At 70.5% G+C, this 16,925-nt stretch carries 15 protein-coding genes; 4 read left to right on the forward strand and 11 right to left on the reverse strand.

The genetic code is table 11. From position 1 onward, the window contains the following. Positions 1-102: 102 nt before the first annotated feature. Positions 103-1,569, reverse strand: a complete 1,467-nt coding sequence (locus ACFW9O_RS21655; RefSeq protein ID WP_384611430.1) for an NCS2 family permease — start codon at positions 1,567-1,569, stop codon at positions 103-105. Between the two features lie 420 nt (positions 1,570-1,989). On the opposite strand from ACFW9O_RS21655, the gene ACFW9O_RS21660 reads away from it, so the two are divergent. The 4 genes from ACFW9O_RS21660 (at position 1,990) to ACFW9O_RS21675 (ending at position 5,061) form a co-directional block, all read left to right on the forward strand. After that, positions 1,990-2,619: an XRE family transcriptional regulator gene (locus ACFW9O_RS21660; RefSeq protein WP_384611431.1), complete on the forward strand. Its 630-nt coding sequence runs from the start codon at positions 1,990-1,992 to the stop codon at positions 2,617-2,619. A gap of 176 nt (positions 2,620-2,795) precedes the next feature. Continuing rightward, positions 2,796-3,368 (forward strand): SigE family RNA polymerase sigma factor, encoded by a 573-nt coding sequence (locus ACFW9O_RS21665; protein ID WP_351181943.1) that lies wholly within the window; start codon positions 2,796-2,798, stop codon positions 3,366-3,368. Then, the gene (locus ACFW9O_RS21670; protein WP_384611432.1) at positions 3,368-4,081 is read left to right on the forward strand and encodes a hypothetical protein; all 714 of its coding nucleotides are present in this window, start codon (positions 3,368-3,370) and stop codon (positions 4,079-4,081) included. The genes ACFW9O_RS21665 and ACFW9O_RS21670 overlap by 1 nt, the downstream gene beginning before the upstream one ends. A gap of 137 nt (positions 4,082-4,218) precedes the next feature. After that, positions 4,219-5,061, forward strand: a complete 843-nt coding sequence (locus tag ACFW9O_RS21675) for a pectate lyase (protein ID WP_384611434.1) — start codon at positions 4,219-4,221, stop codon at positions 5,059-5,061. Positions 5,062-5,147: 86 nt separating this feature from the next. On the opposite strand, the gene ACFW9O_RS21680 is transcribed toward ACFW9O_RS21675, so the two are convergent. From ACFW9O_RS21680 to ACFW9O_RS21725, 10 genes are all read right to left on the reverse strand, one after another. Beyond that, entirely contained in the window at positions 5,148-6,251 is a 1,104-nt protein-coding gene (locus tag ACFW9O_RS21680; RefSeq protein WP_384611435.1) for a pectinesterase family protein, read from the reverse strand. Positions 6,252-6,358: 107 nt separating this feature from the next. Continuing rightward, positions 6,359-7,696, reverse strand: coding sequence for a polysaccharide lyase family 1 protein (locus ACFW9O_RS21685; RefSeq protein WP_384611437.1), 1,338 nt, complete (start codon positions 7,694-7,696; stop codon positions 6,359-6,361). A gap of 50 nt (positions 7,697-7,746) precedes the next feature. Then, positions 7,747-8,568, reverse strand: coding sequence for a rhamnogalacturonan acetylesterase (locus tag ACFW9O_RS21690; protein WP_384611439.1), 822 nt, complete (start codon positions 8,566-8,568; stop codon positions 7,747-7,749). A gap of 169 nt (positions 8,569-8,737) precedes the next feature. Beyond that, the gene (locus ACFW9O_RS21695; protein ID WP_351174172.1) at positions 8,738-10,069 is read right to left on the reverse strand and encodes a sugar ABC transporter substrate-binding protein; all 1,332 of its coding nucleotides are present in this window, start codon (positions 10,067-10,069) and stop codon (positions 8,738-8,740) included. 106 nt (positions 10,070-10,175) lie between these two features. Further along, on the reverse strand, positions 10,176-11,720 hold the full coding sequence (locus ACFW9O_RS21700; RefSeq protein WP_384611441.1) for a family 43 glycosylhydrolase: 1,545 nt from the start codon (positions 11,718-11,720) through the stop codon (positions 10,176-10,178). After that, positions 11,717-12,541, reverse strand: coding sequence for a PmoA family protein (locus tag ACFW9O_RS21705; RefSeq protein ID WP_384611443.1), 825 nt, complete (start codon positions 12,539-12,541; stop codon positions 11,717-11,719). Before ACFW9O_RS21705 ends, ACFW9O_RS21700 begins: the two co-directional genes overlap by 4 nt. After that, the gene (locus ACFW9O_RS21710; RefSeq protein WP_384611445.1) at positions 12,538-13,707 is read right to left on the reverse strand and encodes a Gfo/Idh/MocA family protein; all 1,170 of its coding nucleotides are present in this window, start codon (positions 13,705-13,707) and stop codon (positions 12,538-12,540) included. Before ACFW9O_RS21710 ends, ACFW9O_RS21705 begins: the two co-directional genes overlap by 4 nt. Continuing rightward, positions 13,704-15,050 carry a polysaccharide lyase family 1 protein gene (locus tag ACFW9O_RS21715; protein WP_384611447.1) on the reverse strand — a complete coding sequence of 449 codons (1,347 nt, stop codon included), beginning with the start codon at positions 15,048-15,050 and terminating at the stop codon, positions 13,704-13,706. The genes ACFW9O_RS21710 and ACFW9O_RS21715 overlap by 4 nt, the downstream gene beginning before the upstream one ends. 5 nt (positions 15,051-15,055) lie before the next feature. After that, entirely contained in the window at positions 15,056-15,967 is a 912-nt protein-coding gene (locus tag ACFW9O_RS21720) for a carbohydrate ABC transporter permease (protein WP_384611448.1), read from the reverse strand. After that, positions 15,964-16,896 (reverse strand): sugar ABC transporter permease, encoded by a 933-nt coding sequence (locus ACFW9O_RS21725; protein WP_351174190.1) that lies wholly within the window; start codon positions 16,894-16,896, stop codon positions 15,964-15,966. Before ACFW9O_RS21725 ends, ACFW9O_RS21720 begins: the two co-directional genes overlap by 4 nt. Between the last annotated feature and the right edge of the window lie 29 nt (positions 16,897-16,925).

A 16,925-nucleotide genomic window follows, 5' to 3' on the forward strand; every position in this document is an offset into this window, starting at 1 on the left:
CCGGGGGGGGGGGGCCCCCTCCCCATCTTTTACGTTGTGGGGGGGGTGGGCGGCTGGGGGGGGGGGGGGCCCGGGGGGGGGGCGGCCCCCACCCCCGGACGGTTACTTCACTCCGAGCAGCTGCTCGATCGGGTCGATGGCGAAGTACACCGCGAACAGCGCCGAGGTTCCCCACAGCAGCCAGTGCACCTCGCGCGCCTTGCCGAGGAACGCCTTGATGACGACGTACGCGACGAAGCCGGCGCCGATGCCGTTGGTGATGGAGTACGTGAACGGCATCACGGCGATGGTCAGGAAGGCCGGGATGGCCAGCTCGAAGCGGTCCCAGTCGATGTGCTTGACCTGGGTCATCATCAGGAAGCCGACCGCGATCAGCGCAGGCGCCGCGGCCTGCATCGGCACGATGGTCAGGACCGGGGTGAGGAACAGGGCGAGCGCGAACAGGCCGCCGGTGACCATGTTGGCGAACCCGGTGCGTGCGCCCTCTCCGACGCCCGCGGCCGACTCGATGTAGGTCGTGGCGGAGGAGGCGGACGCCGCGCCACCCGCGACGGCAGCCGCGCCGTCGATGAGCAGGACCCGGCCGAGGCCCGGGACCTGGCCACGCTCGTCGAGCAGTCCGGCCTCGGCCGTGACGCCGACGACGGTGCCCATGGTGTCGAAGAAGTCCGACAGGATCAGGGTGAAGACCAGGAGCACCACGGTCAGGACGCTCACCTGCCCGAACGAGCCGAACAGGTCGAAGTTGCCGAGGAGCCCGAAGTCCGGCGAGGCGACGATCTCGTCGGGCACCTGGGGCACGGTCAGACCCCAGGACTTGATGTCGGCGAACTCGTTGACCGCCACGGCGACCACGGTCATCAGGACGATGCTGATGAGGATCGCGCCCTTGACCTTGCGCGCGAGCAGCACGATCGTCAGAAGCAGACCGGCGCAGAAGACCAGCATGGGCCAGCCGCTCAGCGTGCCGGTGCCGAGCTGGACCGGCACGGTGGTTCCGGCGACATCCGGGATGCGGGTGACGAATCCGGCGTCGACGAAGCCGATGAAGGCGATGAACAGGCCGATACCGACGCTGATGGCTTGCTTGAGCGGCTGCGGAATGGCGTGCATCACCGCTTCTCGCAGACCCGTCAGGACGAGAACGCAGATCAGCAGGCCCTCGAGCACGATGAGGCCCATCGCGTCGTCCCAGCTCATGAGGGGCGCGATCTGGAAGGCGACGACGGCGTTGAGGCCGAGCCCGGCAGCCAGGGCCAACGGCAGATTGCCGCCCACACCCATGATCACTGTCATCACGGCGGCCACCAGAGCCGTGGCCGTGACGAGTTGGACCGGATCGAGCTGGTCGCCGAACTTGTCCTTGGCGCTGCCCAGGATGATCGGATTGAGCACGAGAATGTACGCCATCGTGAAGAACGTGGCGAACCCGCCTCGTATCTCCCTTCCGTACGTCGAACCGCGCTCCGTGATGCGGAAGAAGCGGTCCACCGCCGATCCGGATCCTGATCCTGGTCCTGCGGCAGGCGTTCTGGCGGAATCCGCCTTGCCGGTCGCGCTGGTCTGCATGGTTTCTCCTGTTGTCTACGGGTGGGCGCGAGGAGTGCACACCCCCGAGCGCACGGCACGGCACGGAGGGGTCAACGCCCTGGGGGGATACGCCGATAGCCGCACAGCGGACGAACGCATGCGCGACGACGGGACGTGTGTGCGGATCATACGCGCGCCGGAAGACTGCCTGATTCCCTTACGGAAACAGGGAGTTCAAGATTTTTTGGTGCGCGGGACGCGCCATTCCGGCACTGCTTCTTGTCGTTTTCCACAGAATCGAGCCAGCAGGTTTCCACCAAGTCCGACAACTGGCGATACAGGCCCATGGGCAGCATGACGATCGCCCCCTACCCTGTGCCCGTGCAGCATCTCTCCTCAGCCGACCCGGCGCCCCCCTTCAACGCGCGTGCCTCCCGGGCCATGCGTGAAAGTTTGGGCATGGCTCCCGGGCATGTGGCCTACGGCATGCGCGCCTCATACGGGATGACCCACGTCACCGCGGATCACATCACCGCCTGGGAGCGCGGCATCTCCTTACCATCGGCATCCGAACTCGCGGCACTCGCCGGGGCGTTGTGGTGTTCGCCGAGTCAACTCATCGGGGCACCACGCAACTTGCGGGAGCACCGACTCGCACGCGGGCTCGCCGTCGACGACATAGCCCGCGCCACCGGACTGGATGTCCACGCCTACCAGCTCATGGAGTCGACCGGGGAGTGGACCGGAACCGCCCGCCAGTCCGCGGCACTCGCGGCGGTACTCGCGCTCAACCCCCGGGACTTCATCACCGTGACCGGACTGGACGGGGAGCTGACGCAGCTGCTGCACGACGCGGTCGGCACTCGCTGGCAGGCCCACACCCGCCCGATCGCCCGCCTGTTGTCCGTGGACCGCCGCGAGCTGTCGGGCCCGTTGCGCGAGATGCACCAGGAGTACCAGGCGCTGATGACCGCGACCCTGAGCAGGGCCGGCGGTTCGTCCGCCTCGGGCGAGGCGGGTCAGCGCTACCTGGAGGAGATCCTGGACCACTTCTGGTCGAAACTCCCGCCCTCGGGTGCGGGTAGTTGACCTTGGTCCACAGGGTTCACGTTTTCGCTGTGGTACGTCTTACTTGGTTGTGCACCGTGTCGAAGCGCTTCCGCGGTGCGCTGGTACGCTCACGCGCCGCGCCCTGAGGGCCGGACCGGGAATGTACGCAGCCGCATGCCTGAGCGCACGGAATCGGATGCAGGGAGAACGTACCCGTGGGCACAGTCGTCGACGATGCTGCTGCCGCCGAGTTCCATGCGTTCTTCGAGGCGCACTATGCCGAACTCGCCCGGCTCGCACACCTGCTGACCGGTGAGGCCGACGCGGCGGACGATCTGGCGGCCGATGCGCTGATGGCGCTCTGGCACCGGTGGGACCGGGTCAGGGGCGCCGACCACCCCGTCGCGTACGCGCGCGGGGTCGTCGCCAACCTGGCCCGTACGCGCATCCGCAGCGCCGTGCGTGAGCGCCGCAGGATCGCGCTGTTCTGGCCGCCGCGCGGGACCGGGGACGGGTACGCCGTGGACGGCCCCGACGTGTCGGCGGTCGTGGACGTGCAGGGGGCTCTACGGAGGCTGCCGTTCCGTAAGCGGGCGTGCGTGGTGCTGCGGCACGCCTTCGATCTGTCCGAGCGGGACACCTCGCTGGTGCTGGGGATATCGGTCGGTACGGTGAAGAGCCAGACCTCGCGCGGTGTGGCGGAGCTGCAGAGGCTGCTGGGCCCCGAGGCTCCGGCCGCGCAGAAGCAGGTGGCCGTCGCTGGGCAGCGCACCGGAGGAAGGCACTGATGGACGACGACCTGCGTGAGCGGCTGCACCACGCCGCCGCCTCGCACCGCCCCGACCGGGAGCGGATGCTGGCCCGGATCGAGCGTGGCATGGCCGAGGAGCCGCCGGTCCGCCTCCCCCTGCGCGCCCCGAAACCGTGGCTCCGGGTCGTCGGCGCGACGGCGGCGGTGTGCGGGGTCCTGGCGGTCGGCGCGATCGCCGTGACCTCGGCCGGGCAGGGTGAGCAGGGCACGGGACGGCCGGGGCAGCAGGTGGCCGGTGAGCCCGTGTCACCCACGCCGGATTCGCGGCCCACCGCGCGCGGCGGTGCGCTGCCCGCCGAGAACGGGCCGCTGTGGTCGGACGGTTCGGTCGACGCCCACAGCAACAGGTACTGGGCGCAGAGCAATGTGACGCTCAGGACCACGCAGCCGCTGACCGCGCTCGCCGTCGAGCTCCGGGTCGCGCTGAACGGCGGGGTGAACACCACCGGATCCTGGCGGTCCCTGCCCGAGGAGGACTTCGTGGCCTCCGCGCAGGAGGAGGACGGTTTCCTCGTCTACCGGTGGACGCTGAAGCCGGGGCGGAACGTGCGGGCGGGCACGTACACCTTCGCGGGGCAGTACAACCACGCGGAGGGCGTCCGGAGCGCGGGACGGGACGACTACACGGCGCGGGCCCGTGCGGCCGGCGGACAGGCCTCGGTGGGCGGCGGCTTCACCGTCGGCCGCTGAGGCGCCCCGGCCCGACGGGTCCGGTGGTGCGGAGAACGAGCGCCGGGAAAATGATCCGTTCACGGCAACCCTTCCGTACGGCGGTGGCGACCAAGGAGCGCAACACTCCCCCACCACCGAGGAACGGAACACCGAACATGAGGGAACGAGCCGCACTCCGGCACACCCACCGGCGCCGTCCCGGCCGCCGCCGCATGGCAGCCGCGCTCACCGCGGCGCTGGGCCTCACCGGCGCCGCCCTGGCCACCAACGTGATGCTCCAGCCGGCCCGCGCGGCCGCCGCCGCGGTGCCCGCCTGGCCCACGGCCAAGGGCAGCCAGGCGGTCTCGTCGACCATCGAGGTCTCGGGCACGTACGACGGCGGCCTGAAGCGCTTCTACGGGAGCGGCGACCTCGGCGACGGGGGCCAGGACGAGGGCCAGGACCCGATCTTCAAGCTGAAGGACGGGGCGACGCTCAAGAACGTCATCCTGGGCTCACCCGCCGCCGACGGCATCCACTGCTCCGGCAGTTGCACGCTCCAGAACGTCTGGTGGGAGGACGTCGGCGAGGACGCCGCGTCCTTCAAGGGCACGTCGTCGGGCGCCGTGTACACGGTGACCGGCGGCGGTGCCAGGAAGGCCTCGGACAAGGTCTTCCAGTTCAACGGCGCGGGCAGTCTGACCATCACGAAGTTCCAGGTCTCCGACTTCGGCAAGCTGGTCCGGTCCTGCGGCAACTGCTCCAAGCAGTACAAGCGCAGCATCACCGTCAACGACGTGGACGTGACCGTGCCGGGCAAGTCCCTGGTCGGCATCAACACCAACTACGGCGACACCGCCACCCTGCGCTCGGTGCGGATCCACGGCGACAGCAGCAAGAAGATCAAGCCCTGCGTCCGCTACACGGGCAACAACACGGGTGCCGAGCCGAAGGAGACCGGCAGCGGCCCCGACGGCACGTACTGCCGCTACTCCTCGTCGGACATCAGTTACGACTAGGAGAGGAACGGCAGTCGAGGTGCCTCCGCCGGGCCGGGCCCCGAACCCGGCCCGGCGGGGGCGCCGAGCCATGCCCGGCCCTGCGGTCACACGTGGGGCCGCCAGTCGCCGAGGTAGTCGGCGGGGGTGTGCGAACGGGCCTCGGACGCTGAGAGCCGGGGGCGGTTCTCGGGGACGGTGACGCGGGCACCGGGGCCGGTGTTGCGGTATTCGGCGAAGCGCTGGTCCTGCCAGGGGAAGCCGGCGGACATGGTGGCGTACGGCGCGACGGCGTCGATGCCCGCGCCGAGGTGGGTGTCGCGGACGGTCAGCATCGGCCGTGCGGTCGGATCGGACGAGGGCACCCAGGGGCGGGCCAGTTTGTAGTACCCGTCGGGGGCGGTGCTGGTGACCCGGGAGCGCAGGACCAGGTAGCCGCGCGGATTCGCACCGGCGGTGCTGGGCGCGAAGACGAAGCCGTACGGGGCGGACGCGAGGTCGGTACGGGTCAGGGTGCGGAAGTGGCAGCGGTCGTACACGGCGGTGGCGCGGCCGAACACGAAGTCGACGTCACCCTCCACGTAGCAGTCGCGGTAGTACTGGCGGGCGAACGCGGTCAGGGACAGCGAGTCGGCGTACAGGGTGTCCTGGTGGCCGAGGAAGCGGCAGCCGTAGAAGGCCGAGCGGTCGCCCTGGACCTTGATGGCGACGGCCTGGGTGCCCGTGAACCCGGGATTGTCCGAGCGCAGCCAGTCGTTGGCGAAGGTCAGGTCGCGGGCGGTGAAGTCGGCGGCCTGGACCGTGACGGTGGCCGACCCGCTGGTGCCGTAGGTGCCCGAGCCGTCGGGCTTGGGGGTGCCGGCCGCGTTGTTGTGGACGATGACGGTGTCACGCGGGTCGCCGCTCGCCCCGACGACGGTGAGGCCGGCCCGGTCCGCCGGGACGGTGACCGTTCCGCGGTGGACGCCGGGGGCGAGCACCAGGGTGTACCCCGTACCGGTGGCCGCGGCCACGGCGGACCGGACGTCGGTGTGGTCGCCCCGGCCCTGCGGGTCGACGTAGAGGGTGCGGGAGTCCAGGCGGCGGGCGGGTGAGCCGTAGCGGCCGAACGGGCGGACCTGCGCGGGCCGGGCGTGCGCGGTGGGTGCGCCGACGGCGAGGGCGGCGCCCGCGCCGGCGAGCAGTGACAGCGCGCTGCGTCTGCTGGTCATGGCGGTACTCCTGACGTGCGAGGCGGGAAAAGTGAGTGGCCGGAGCGGCTCTCCCCGGGGTGGTGGGGAGAGTGCGGTGCCGCTCCGGCCGGTTCGGTTGTGCGTCGTCAGCGGCCCGAGACCCTGCCCGCTCCGGCCTTGAGTGCGACGAGCACGGGGACGACGAGCGGGTGGTCGACCTTCGTGCGCAGCTCGGGCGTCCAGCCGGCGCCCACGGTGAGCTGCTCGGCGGGCACGCCCGCGTTGTGCACGGCGATCAGGTCGGTCCTGCGCCCGTTGACGTAGTTGTCGTCCGCGGTGAGCGAGGACTCGGACCACTTCTTGAGGATGGTGGCCTTGTCGAAGCCGCTGCCGAGGCTGAACGCGTTGTGCTCGGCGACGAGCTTGGATTCGGCTCCGATGCCGTACGAGTAGCCGTAGGCGCTGCCCGTGGTGGCGACGAAGTGGTTGTTGTACGAGTCGACCTGGCCGAAGCGGACGCGGGGCGCGCGCTCCTTCACGTCCTTGAAGAGGTTGTGGTGCAGCGTGACGCGGAGCTTGCCGCGGTCGCTCGCCCCGGCGCCGTCGCTGTTGCCGATGAGCATGGTCTTGTCGTGGTCCTTGAGGACGTTCCACGACACGGTGACGAGGTCGGCGCCGCGGACGATGTCGAAGAGCCCGTCGTGCTGCTGGAACACCTGGCCGAAGTAGAGGGGCTGGTCGGCGTCGGGCCGGTCTCCGTCGCTGAAGGTGTTGTGGTCGACCCAGACGTGGGTGGAGCCGTAGACGACGAGGTTGTCGTACTCGGAGTTCCAGGCGCCCTTGTCCCCGTCGGTGGGGTCCCACTGGGGGAAGCAGTCGTAGGTGTCCTCGAAGGCGATGTTGCGGATGATGACGTTGGAGACGCCCTTCACCTGCAGGCTGGCGCCGATGATCGTCGCGTCGTCGCCGACGCCGACGAGGGTGGTGTTGGAGGGGACGTTCACGTTGACCGCGGCCGCCTGCAGCTTCGCGGAGGCCACACGGGCGTCCTCCAGCGGACCCGCCGGAACGTCGGCCGTGCCCCAGACCGCGGGGTCGTAGGCCGCGAGGTACTTCTCCAGGGTGTAGCCGTCCTGCTCGTAGTCCTCGCAGCCGATCGGGGTGCCGTTGACATCGGAGTTGCCGTGGACGGTGCCGGCGATTCTGATGATCTTGGGGGCGTCGCCCGCGTCCGCGAAGGCCGCGATGAGCTCGGCGCGGTTCGTGACGGTGTAGACGTGGTCGGGGGTGGCCTGCGAACCGCCGGTGGTCGAGCCGTCGGCCGCGGCCCAGCCGTCGCCTGCGGGAAGTACGGCGCGCTCGATCCCCTTGCCCTTGCCGTGGTGGTGCGAGGCCGCCTGGGCGGGGACGCTCACGGCGAGGGCCAGCGAGGCGCAGCCCAGCACCACGGCGGTGGCACGGGCATGGGACATGCGTGCGGGCATGGCGAATCCTTAACTGTCGTACGGGAGGAAGAAGAAGGTGGTGAAGCGGTTCAGGCCTGCGGCCAGGTGATCCACTCGGCGGGGACCGGGCCGTCGAGACGGCGCAGGTCCCGTGCGGCGAGCACGCGTTCCGCGCCGAGGGCACGGGCGGTCGCCCGGGCCACGTCGATCGCGCCCGCAGGCCGGAAGTGGGTGTTGTCCTGCTTGCCGTCCGGGTAGTTCGGGGACTCCCCCGGCTCCAGCCAGTTGAAGAGGTCCTCGGTCCCGTCCGGGCCGAGCTCCTGCCAGCGGGCGAGGGAGAACGCCTGGAGGTCGAGCAGCGGCACGCGCTCCTCGGCCGCCAGGGCACGCATGGCGGCGGGGTACTCGCCGTGGGTGGGCCGTGCGGTGCCGTCGGCGGCGAAACGGCGTCGCTCCACCGGGGTCAGCAGCACGGGCTCCGCCCGGCGGGCCCGCGCGCCCTTCACGTACTGGCGCAGGTACTCCTGGTACGTGGTGTACGGGTCGGTGCCGCGGGCCGGGTCCTCCGTCTTCTCGTCGTTGTGCCCGAACTGGATGAGGACGAGGTCGCCGGGGCGGACACCTTCGAGGAGCGCGGTGAGGCGGCCCTCGTCGATGAAGCTCTTGGAACTCCGTCCGTTCATCGCGTGGTTGGCGACGGTGAGCCCACGGCCGAGGAAGAAGGGGAGTGCCATGCCCCACCCGGTCTCGGGCGCGGCGTCGGCGTACTTCTGGGCGGCCGTGGAGTCGCCCGCGATGTGGAGGGTCCGGGACCGTGGCCGGCCCCCGCCGTGAGCGAGTGCGGGGGTGGCGGTGAGTGCGAGCGGCAGCGCGAGGAGCGCGGCTGCCGTCTGCCTTCGGGTGAGTGACACAGCGGGACTGCCTCTCTCGTACGACCGGCTCGTACGACGTACCGGACGTGCTCGACGTACCTGACGTACAAGGCCTGGCGTACAAGGGGAGAGGGACCGGCGGCGGGGCGCGACCCGAACCGCCGCCGGGTCCCGGTCATCGGGTACCGGCCGTGGCGAGACGGACGGATCAGTGGCCCAGGTCCTTCCACTCCTTCTGGGCGGTGTTCAGCTCTTCGGCCATCTTGTCCAGGAACTGCTTGGCCGTGACCTTGCCGAGCAGCAGCTTCTGGAACTCCGGCTCGTTGTCCGCCTTGCTGATGTTGTTCCAGTCGGGCAGGTAGTACGGCAGCTGCACGATCTTGGTGGAGCCGTCGGTGAGCGCCTTCGCGGCGAGCGCCGTCGGCTCGGTCTTGGAGATCCAGGGGTCCTTGGCGGCCTCGGTGTTGGCCGGGATGGCTCCCGCGGCCTCGTTCCACTTGCTGTTCGACTCGTGCGAGGCGGCGAACTCGATGAACTTCCAGGCCGCCGTCTTGTTCTCGCTCGCCCGGAACAGGCCGAGCCCGTCGACCGGGTTGGAGACCTGGACCCGGGTGCCGCCCGCGCCGATCGGTGCCGGGATGCCGGCGAACTTCTCGGCCCCCAGTGCCTTCAGGTGGTCCTGGTAGGAACCCAGGTTGTGGCTCAGCATGCCGATGGTGCCGGTGTCCCACTGGGCGACCATCTTGGTGAAGTCGTTGTTGACGTCGGCCGCGGGCGTCGTCTTCTTGAAGAGGGCGGCGTACTTCTCCAGCGCGGCGACGTTCTTGGGGTCGTTGAGCGTCGTCTTGTCGCCGGCCCAGAACTCCGTGATGCCGGACTGCCCGTAGGACGCGTCCAGGGCCTGCGCGATGGAGCCGGCGCCGCCGCGGATGGTGTAGCCGAACTTGTTGTTCTTCGCGTCGGTGAGCTTGTCGGCCGCCGTGTAGAAGTTGTCCCAGGTGGTGGGCGCCTCGAGGTTCGCCGCCTCGAACAGGTCGGTGCGGTACCAGAGCGCACCGTTGTTCGCGGAGGTCGGCACGCTGTACAGGTCGTCGCCCCGGCCGCCCGCGTCCTTGACGCTGTCGACCATGCTCTGGACCAGCTTGCCGTTCAGCGACGACTCCTTGATCCGGTCGGTGACCGGCACAAGGGCTTCCTGCGACACGATGTTGGCGAGGTACGCGGTTCCGACGCCGCCGACGTCGGGCAGGCCGCCGCCCGCGATCGCGGTGTCGTACTTGGACTGGACGTCGGCGATCGGGATCGGGACGTACTTGACCTTGATGTCGGGGTACTTCTTCTCGAAGTCCTTGATGATCTCGGTCCAGATGGCGGTGCGCGGACCGCCGTTGTTGTCCCAGAAGGTGATCTCGCCCTTGCCGCTGCCCTCGTTGCCGGTGCCGCTGCCGTCGTCACCGCACGCGGTGGCCGTCAGGGCGAGTGCCGCCGTGAGGGACATCGCGGCCATGGCGCGCCCCCGCTGCGTCTTAGAGATGGTCATCGTCGGCTCTTCTCTCTCGGTGCTGTCGGTGAAATCGCTGGTGTCGCAGGTGCTGTGCGGTACGTCAGTGGGGGGCTGGCGTGGGGGTGGTCTGTGGTGTGTGCGGTCAGCCGCTGGTACGGAAAGCGGTGAAGGCAGCCGTCCCGGCGGGGCCGGTCCCGGCCGGTGCGGTGGCGAAGAGGCCGAGCAGGGCGCCCACCCAGCGCCAGGGTGCGGCGGCGAAGACCTGGCCCGAGGGCCGCGATCCGTCGCCGGTGTCGGCGAAGAAGCGGCAGCGGGCCCCCGTGGTGACCTCGATGCGGATCCGGACCCGCCCCTCGGGCGCCGCGCGGGGGTGTTCGGCGTCCCGTTCGTGTTCGGCGACGGCCTCGGCGTAGCGGTGGACGAGCCGGGCCGTCCCGTCCTCCCCGGCCTCCAGCCCGATCCAACTGAAGGCGTCGCCCAGCACCGCGAGTCCGGCGTTGGCACCGGGCTCCCGGCTGTGCAGCGCGAGGTCGACCTCGACGCTGAACTCCTCGGCCGGAAGGCGTTGGACCAGGACGTTGGACAGGGCCCGCAGATCGTGCGCGTACGCGGTCCGTACGCAGCTGAGCCGCAGCCCGTCCCCGGCGTGTTCGACGGTCCAGCCGGGCCGGGGGGTCGCCGTCCACTGCCACTGCCTGCCGTACCGCCCGCCGGGGAAGTCGTCGCTGGAGGCCGGTGCCTCGACGGGCTGTTCGGGCGCCTCGGGCTTGGTGTGGACGGCGACGGGTTCTCCCCCGTGGCCGATGACGGGCCAGCCGTCGCCGTCGGCGGGCCAGCTCATGGGCTGGAGGTGGACCACCCGCCCGTAGGCCCCGCGGGACTGGAAGTGGAGGAACCAGTGGGAGGAGGGACCGCCCTCCGCGGTCTGCACCCAGGCGCCCTGGTGCGGCCCGTTGACGTCGGTCCCGCCCTGGGCCAGGACGACCTTCTCCTCGTACGGGCCGAAGAAGTCCCGCGACCGGAAGGCACCCTGCCAGCCGGTCTCCACCCCGCCGGCCGGGGCGAAGATCCAGAAGTACCCGTCGTGGCGGTGGAGCTTGGGCCCTTCCAGGGTGAACCAGCCGGGGATCGTGTCGGCGTCGACGAGGGTCTTGCCCTCGTCGAGCAGCTCGCGTCCGTCGGGGCTCATCCGGTGACCGGTGAGCCGGTTCTTGATACCCGAGCGGGACTTGGCCCAGGCGTGCACGAGATAGGCCTCGCCGGTCTCCTCGTCCCACAGGGGGCAGGCGTCGATCAGCCCTTTCCCTGCCTTCACGAGGTGCGGGGCGCTCCACGGGCCGCGGATGTCCTCGGCGTTGATCTGCTGGATCCCGTGGTCGGGGTCGCCCCAGAAGATCCAGAAGCGCCCGGCGTGGTGCCGCAGCGACGGGGCCCACACCCCGCAGTCGTGGCGGGGCACCGCGAAGTCGGCTGCCGGTTCGAGGCGTTCGAGCGCATGGCCGAGGAGTGACCAGTTGACGAGGTCGCGCGAGTGCAGCAGGGGCAGTCCGGGGACCCGGCCGAAGCTGGACGCGGTGAGGTAGTAGTCCTCGCCGACCCGCACGACGTCCGGGTCGGACCAGTCGGAGTTCAGGACGGGGTTGCGGTACGTGCCGTTGCCGAGGTCCGCGGTCCAGGGTCTGCTCATGCGGTCGCCACCTTGCGGACGTAGCCGGCGGCGGTCTCGCGGTCGAGCGTGCCGTCGGCGACGACGGTGACCACCCTGCGTACGACGGTGGCACCGGCCGCGACGGGGAGCCGCCGGTCCGCGGCGAGGGAGGATCCGACGCCCGGGTACTCGGTGGTCCGCACGAACCACGGGTCGCGCCGGGTCTCGTCGGTCGCCCCGGCGAAGACGAGGGTCCAGCCGTCGCCGGTCAGGGCCAGCCAGTCGGCGGCCCTTCCGTGCACCGCCTCCTCGCCGTCGAGGGTGCCGCTGAACACGCCGGGCGGGGTGGGTTCCTTGGGCGCGCGCCAGAAGAAGCCGCCGTAACCGGCACCGGGCCGGCCGTTGGTGGCGGGGCTGCCGATGGAGAGGTCCGTGCTGCCGCGGTTGGTCAGCGAGAAGGAGAAGTCCAGCGCCCAGGCGGTGTCGGTGAGTTCGCTGACCGCGACGGTGCGGTGCTCGCGCAGCAGCTCGGTGCCGTCGGCCTCCCAGCTGAGCTCCTCCACGAAGCCGTCCGGGTCGCGGAGCTTCCAGCCGAGGTGGCGCTGGACCCCGTGGTTGTCGAGCTCGGTGGGGCCCTGGTCGCGGACGAAGGTGCGCCCGCCCCAGAAGTTGTGCCCGGCCACGTCGGGGACGGCGACGGAGGCACCCAGGTGGTGGATGTGGTCGGCGGGGCGTTCCTCGGTGACGGGGGTGCCCGCCAGGGTGGTGACGGGGTGGAGGTAGGGGCGGCTGTCCGTCCCGGGCCGGTAGCTGTAGCGGCCTACGGGACGTCCGGCGCAGCTGAGGAGTGCGGTGGTCACGGTGTGCTCACCTCGCTGGGTTGCGCCCAGGGGGCGCCTAGTTCGGAGAAGAGGGTGAGGGTGTCGGCCCCCGCGGCGACCATGGCGTCGATGCCGCGCACGATGCGCCGCACCCCGTCACCGGTCTCGGCGGGCCGGGTGACCCAGGCGTCGGCGGGCAGCGCGGTGGGTTCTGGGGCGGTGCGCACGGCCTCGACGACCCGCATGAACGCGCCGGTGCGGTGGGGCGGTACGAGCAGCTCGGTGCCCCGCACCAGGTGGTCGACGAGGTTCTCCAGGAGGTCGGTCCGCCCGTGCACGGCTTCCTCGGGACCGTGTCCCGCGCGCTGGACGAGGACCCGGTCCTGCTTGTACCAGAAGGTGACGCGCCCCCGGTCTCCGTGGACGATCACATAGGGCTCCCCGGCCTGTTCGGCGCAGAGGGTGACCGCGGCGGTGACCGGCAGCCCGTCCGTGGTGGTGACGCGGACGCTGCTGGTGTCGTCCGCCTCGATGTCGTGGGCCCGGAACAGCTCGGTCTCGATGGACGCCACGTCCTCGGCGGTGCCCCGGTCCGCGAGTTCGAGAGCCGTGGCGAGGGCGTGTGCCAAGGGGTTGGTCAGCACCCCGTCGACCACGTCCGTGCCCCCCAGGGTGCGGCGGCCCGCCCAGGGCGCCCGCCGGAAGTAGGCGTCGTCGCGGACCCAGGCGCCGGCGGCGCCGATGCCGCGTACGTTCCCGATGGCTCCGGAACGTACGAGGTCCTTGATGGCGGGCACGGCGTGCGAGCCGAAGGACTGGAAGCCGACCTGGCAGGCGATGCCGGCTTCCCGCACGCCGTCGGCCATGCGGGCGTAGTCGGCCCAGGTCGCGGCGGGCGGCTTCTCCAGGAGGAGATGGACGCCGCGGGCCGCCGCCGTCAGGGCGAGCGCGGTGTGGGTCGGGATGGGGGTGCAGATGATGGCGGCAACGGCCCCGGTGGAGTCCAGGAGCGCCCCGAAGTCGGCGGACTGCTCGGGCATCTCATCGGCGAACGCGTCGAGTTCGCCGTCGGTCAGCGGGTTCAGTTCGCAGATACCGGCCAGCCTGACGAGGCCCTGGTGCTGGAGGCGGCGGATGTTGGCGAGGTGCCAGCGGCCGTGGCCGCGGGCGCCTGCCAGGACGACGGGCAGCGGTGTCGTGGTCATCCGGCCCTCCCCGCTCCGGCCCCGCGGGCGACGTCGGCGGCGGCGCGTTCGGCGCTGTCGACCGGGCCGTGCAGGGTGGGTGTCCAGCCGGTGTCGGCGGCGAGGTCGGTCTCGCTGCCGGAGTTGTAGGCGTTGTAGATGGAGACCAGGTCGACGGGGAAGCCGTTGAACACGGTGCCGCGCTGGGTGAGGGCGCTGCCGTTCCAGCTCTTCAGCAGGTCGGCGACCTCTACGTGGCCGGGGCTCTCGAAGGAGTTGTTCTCGGCGACGATCCGGGACTCGGTCGAGACGCCGAGGGAGTAGCGGTAGTCGCCCTCCCCGGGGATGACGTAGCGGTTGTTGTAGAGGTGGACCTGGCCGAAGCGCACGCGCGGTGCGCGCTGCACGACGGAGTGGAACTCGTTGTGGTGCAGGGTGACGCGCAGCTTGCCGCGGTCGGTGGTGACGCCGTCGCCGTTGCCGATGAGGATCGCCTTGTCGTGGTCGGCGAACCGGCTCCAGGAGACGGTGACCAGGTCGGCGCCGTTGGTGATGTCGAGCAGCCCGTCGTGGCGCAGGAAGTTGCGTCCGAAGTGGGTGGGTTCGCGGTCGTCCGGGTGGCCCTTGTCGCTCGCGGTGACGTGGTCGACCCAGACGTGGGTGGCGCCGCGCAGCCACAGGGTGTCGTACGCGGTCTTCCAGTCGCCGAGTCCGCCGGTGTTGGGCTGCCAGGCCGGGAAGCAGTCGTAGGCGTCGCGGAGTTCGAGGTTGCGGACGATGACGTTGTCGGCGTCCTTGACCTGGAGGCTCGCGCCCTTGAGTACGCCGCTGCGGCCCACGCCGACGAGCGTGGTGTTGGAGCCGACGAGCAGCTCGACGCGTTCGGCCTGGCGGGCGGCGGACGCCTTGCGGGCGTCCTCCTGGGGTCCCGCGGGCTTGGCGCCGCCCCAGGTACGGGGGTCGTAGGCGGCGAGGTACGCGTCGAGGGCGTAGCCGTCGGTGGCGTAGTCGTCGCAGTCCAGCCGCCGTCCCCGGTCGTCGGTGTTGGCGTCGATGGTCCCGGCGACACGGATGATCTTGGGTACGGAACTGCCGCCGTCGAGCGCGGCGACGAGCTGGGCCCTGGTGCGCACGGTGAGGACATGGGCGTCGTCGGCGGCCGAGCCACCGGTGGTCCCGGTGCCTTCGGCGGCCCAGCCGTCGTCGGCGGCGAGGACCTCCCGGCCGAGGTCGCGGTCCGCGGCGGGCGGCTGCGCCGCCGGTGCCGGGGTGGCGGCCTCGGCGCCCGGCTGGAGGGCCAGGCTGCCGAGGAGCAGGGCGAGCGCGGCGGCGGCGCGGCGCGCGGCGCGGGGGCGTGGGGTCATGTCCGTCAGCCCTTCACTGCGCCGGCGCTGAAGCCGGTGATCAGCCACTTCTGGATGAAGGCGAAGACGATCACCACGGGCACGGCGGCGATGACACCGCCCGCGGCCAGCGCCCCCAGGTCGACGCTGTCGGCGCCGATCAGGGTGTTCAGGCCGACCGGGATCGTCTGCTTGTCCTGCTCGCTGAGGAACATCAGGGCGAACAGGAAGTGGTTCCAGCTGTGGACGAAGGCGAAGGAGCCGACGGCGATCAGTCCGGGGCGCAGCAGCGGCAGGACGACCGCGCAGAAGGCCCTGAAGCGTGAGCAGCCGTCCACCCAGGCGGCCTCCTCCAGGGAGACCGGCACGTTCTTGATGAAGCCGCTGATCAGGATGATCGACAGGGGGAGCTGGAAGACGGTCTCCGCGATGACGACGCTCCCGAGGGAGTTGATCATCTGGAGGTTCTTGAAGATCTCGAAGAGCGGTACGAGCATCAGCGCGCCCGGGATGAACTGCGAGCAGAGCAGCGCCAGCATGAACGCGCTCTTGATCTTGAAGTTGAACCGGGCCAGGGCGTAACCGCCGGCCAGCGCGACCAGGGTCGTGGCGACCAGCGTGCAGACACCGACGATCATGCTGTTCTGGAAGAAGAGCGCGAAGCTCCGCTCGTTCCAGACCTTGGAGAAGTGCTCCCCCGTCATCGGCCAGGGCACCAGCGAGGTGGAACCCGCGGGCCGGACGGCGAACAGGAACATCCAGTAGAAGGGGATGAGTGTGAAGAGCAGGTAGATGCCGAGCGGCACGTAGATCTGCCAGCGCGGTACGTCGTCGAAGGCACGCTCGCGCTTGGGCCGGCGGGTCGAGGAGGGCGGCGGGGCGCTGTGTCGCACAGACCGTCCCGGGGCGCTGTTCTTCTCTGCGAGTGCGGCAGTCACTTGTGGTCGCCTCCGAACTTGCTCAGGCGCAGATAGACGATCGAGCAGAAGAGGAGGATCACGAAGGCGACGGTGGTGAGTGCCGAGGCGTAGCCGAAGTCGTGGCCCTCGATGCCGGTATTGGCGACATAGAGCGGCAGGGTGGTGGTTTCTCCGGCCGGTCCGCCGCCGGTGAGGGTGTAGAGGAGGTCGACGTTGTTGAACTCCCAGACACCGCGCAGCAGCGTGGCGAGGATGATCGCGTCCCGCAGGTGCGGGAGGGTGATGTGGAAGAACTGCCGAAGCCGGCCCGCGCCGTCGACCGATGCCGCCTCGTACAGCTCCTTCGAGACGGACTGCAGGTCGGCGAGGATGAGGATGGCGAAGAAGGGGACACCGCGCCAGAGTTCGGAGATGGTCGCCGCCCAGAAGACGGTCCCGGTGTCGGAGAGCACCGAGGTGCCGTACTCACCGATTCCGGCGTCCGCGAGATAGCGGCTGAAGCCGGTCGAGGAGTTGTAGAGCAGGATCCAGATGGTGCTGGTCAGCACACCGGAGACGGCCCAGGGCGAGAAGACCATGGCGCGTGAGATGCCGCGGCCGATGAAGCTCTGGTTGACGATCAGGGCGAGTGCGAGACCGAGCGCGAGCTGCAGCGTGACCTGGGTGAAGACCCATTGGGCGCTGAAGCCGAGCGTCGGCCAGAACTGCTCGTCCTCGGTGAAGATGCGGGTGAAGTTGTCGAAACCGGCGAAGCCGTTCCGCCACGGCTTGGTGACGTTGTAGTTCTGCAGGCTGTAGTAGAAGACGCTGATCACCGGATAGGCGATGAAGCCCAGCATCAGCAGGCCCGCGGGCGCTATCAGCAGATACGGCAGGCGGCGGGGGGTCGCCGAGCGGCGCCGGGACGCCTTGGGCGGCGGTGTGGCCACGGCTGCGGATTGGGCCATGACACGTCTCCGATCTCTGGGAAGTGCTG

Origin of the sequence: Streptomyces sp. NPDC059499 (genome assembly GCF_042749285.1) — a bacterium.
Taxonomy (GTDB): domain Bacteria; phylum Actinomycetota; class Actinomycetes; order Streptomycetales; family Streptomycetaceae; genus Streptomyces.

Excerpts from the sequence above, each read along its gene's own strand:
- ACFW9O_RS21670 (WP_384611432.1), top strand. The coding sequence starts at position 3,368 with ATGGACGACGACCTGCGTGAGCGGCTGCACCACGCCGCCGCCTCGCAC.
- ACFW9O_RS21680 (WP_384611435.1), bottom strand. The coding sequence starts at position 6,251 with ATGACCAGCAGACGCAGCGCGCTGTCACTGCTCGCCGGCGCGGGCGCC.
- ACFW9O_RS21710 (WP_384611445.1), bottom strand. The coding sequence starts at position 13,707 with ATGACCACGACACCGCTGCCCGTCGTCCTGGCAGGCGCCCGCGGCCAC.
- ACFW9O_RS21660 (WP_384611431.1), top strand. The coding sequence starts at position 1,990 with ATGGCTCCCGGGCATGTGGCCTACGGCATGCGCGCCTCATACGGGATG.
- ACFW9O_RS21725 (WP_351174190.1), bottom strand. The coding sequence starts at position 16,896 with ATGGCCCAATCCGCAGCCGTGGCCACACCGCCGCCCAAGGCGTCCCGG.
- ACFW9O_RS21655 (WP_384611430.1), bottom strand. The coding sequence starts at position 1,569 with ATGCAGACCAGCGCGACCGGCAAGGCGGATTCCGCCAGAACGCCTGCC.
- ACFW9O_RS21715 (WP_384611447.1), bottom strand. The coding sequence starts at position 15,050 with ATGACCCCACGCCCCCGCGCCGCGCGCCGCGCCGCCGCCGCGCTCGCC.
- ACFW9O_RS21700 (WP_384611441.1), bottom strand. The coding sequence starts at position 11,720 with ATGAGCAGACCCTGGACCGCGGACCTCGGCAACGGCACGTACCGCAAC.
- ACFW9O_RS21685 (WP_384611437.1), bottom strand. The coding sequence starts at position 7,696 with ATGCCCGCACGCATGTCCCATGCCCGTGCCACCGCCGTGGTGCTGGGC.
- ACFW9O_RS21695 (WP_351174172.1), bottom strand. The coding sequence starts at position 10,069 with ATGACCATCTCTAAGACGCAGCGGGGGCGCGCCATGGCCGCGATGTCC.
- ACFW9O_RS21675 (WP_384611434.1), top strand. The coding sequence starts at position 4,219 with ATGAGGGAACGAGCCGCACTCCGGCACACCCACCGGCGCCGTCCCGGC.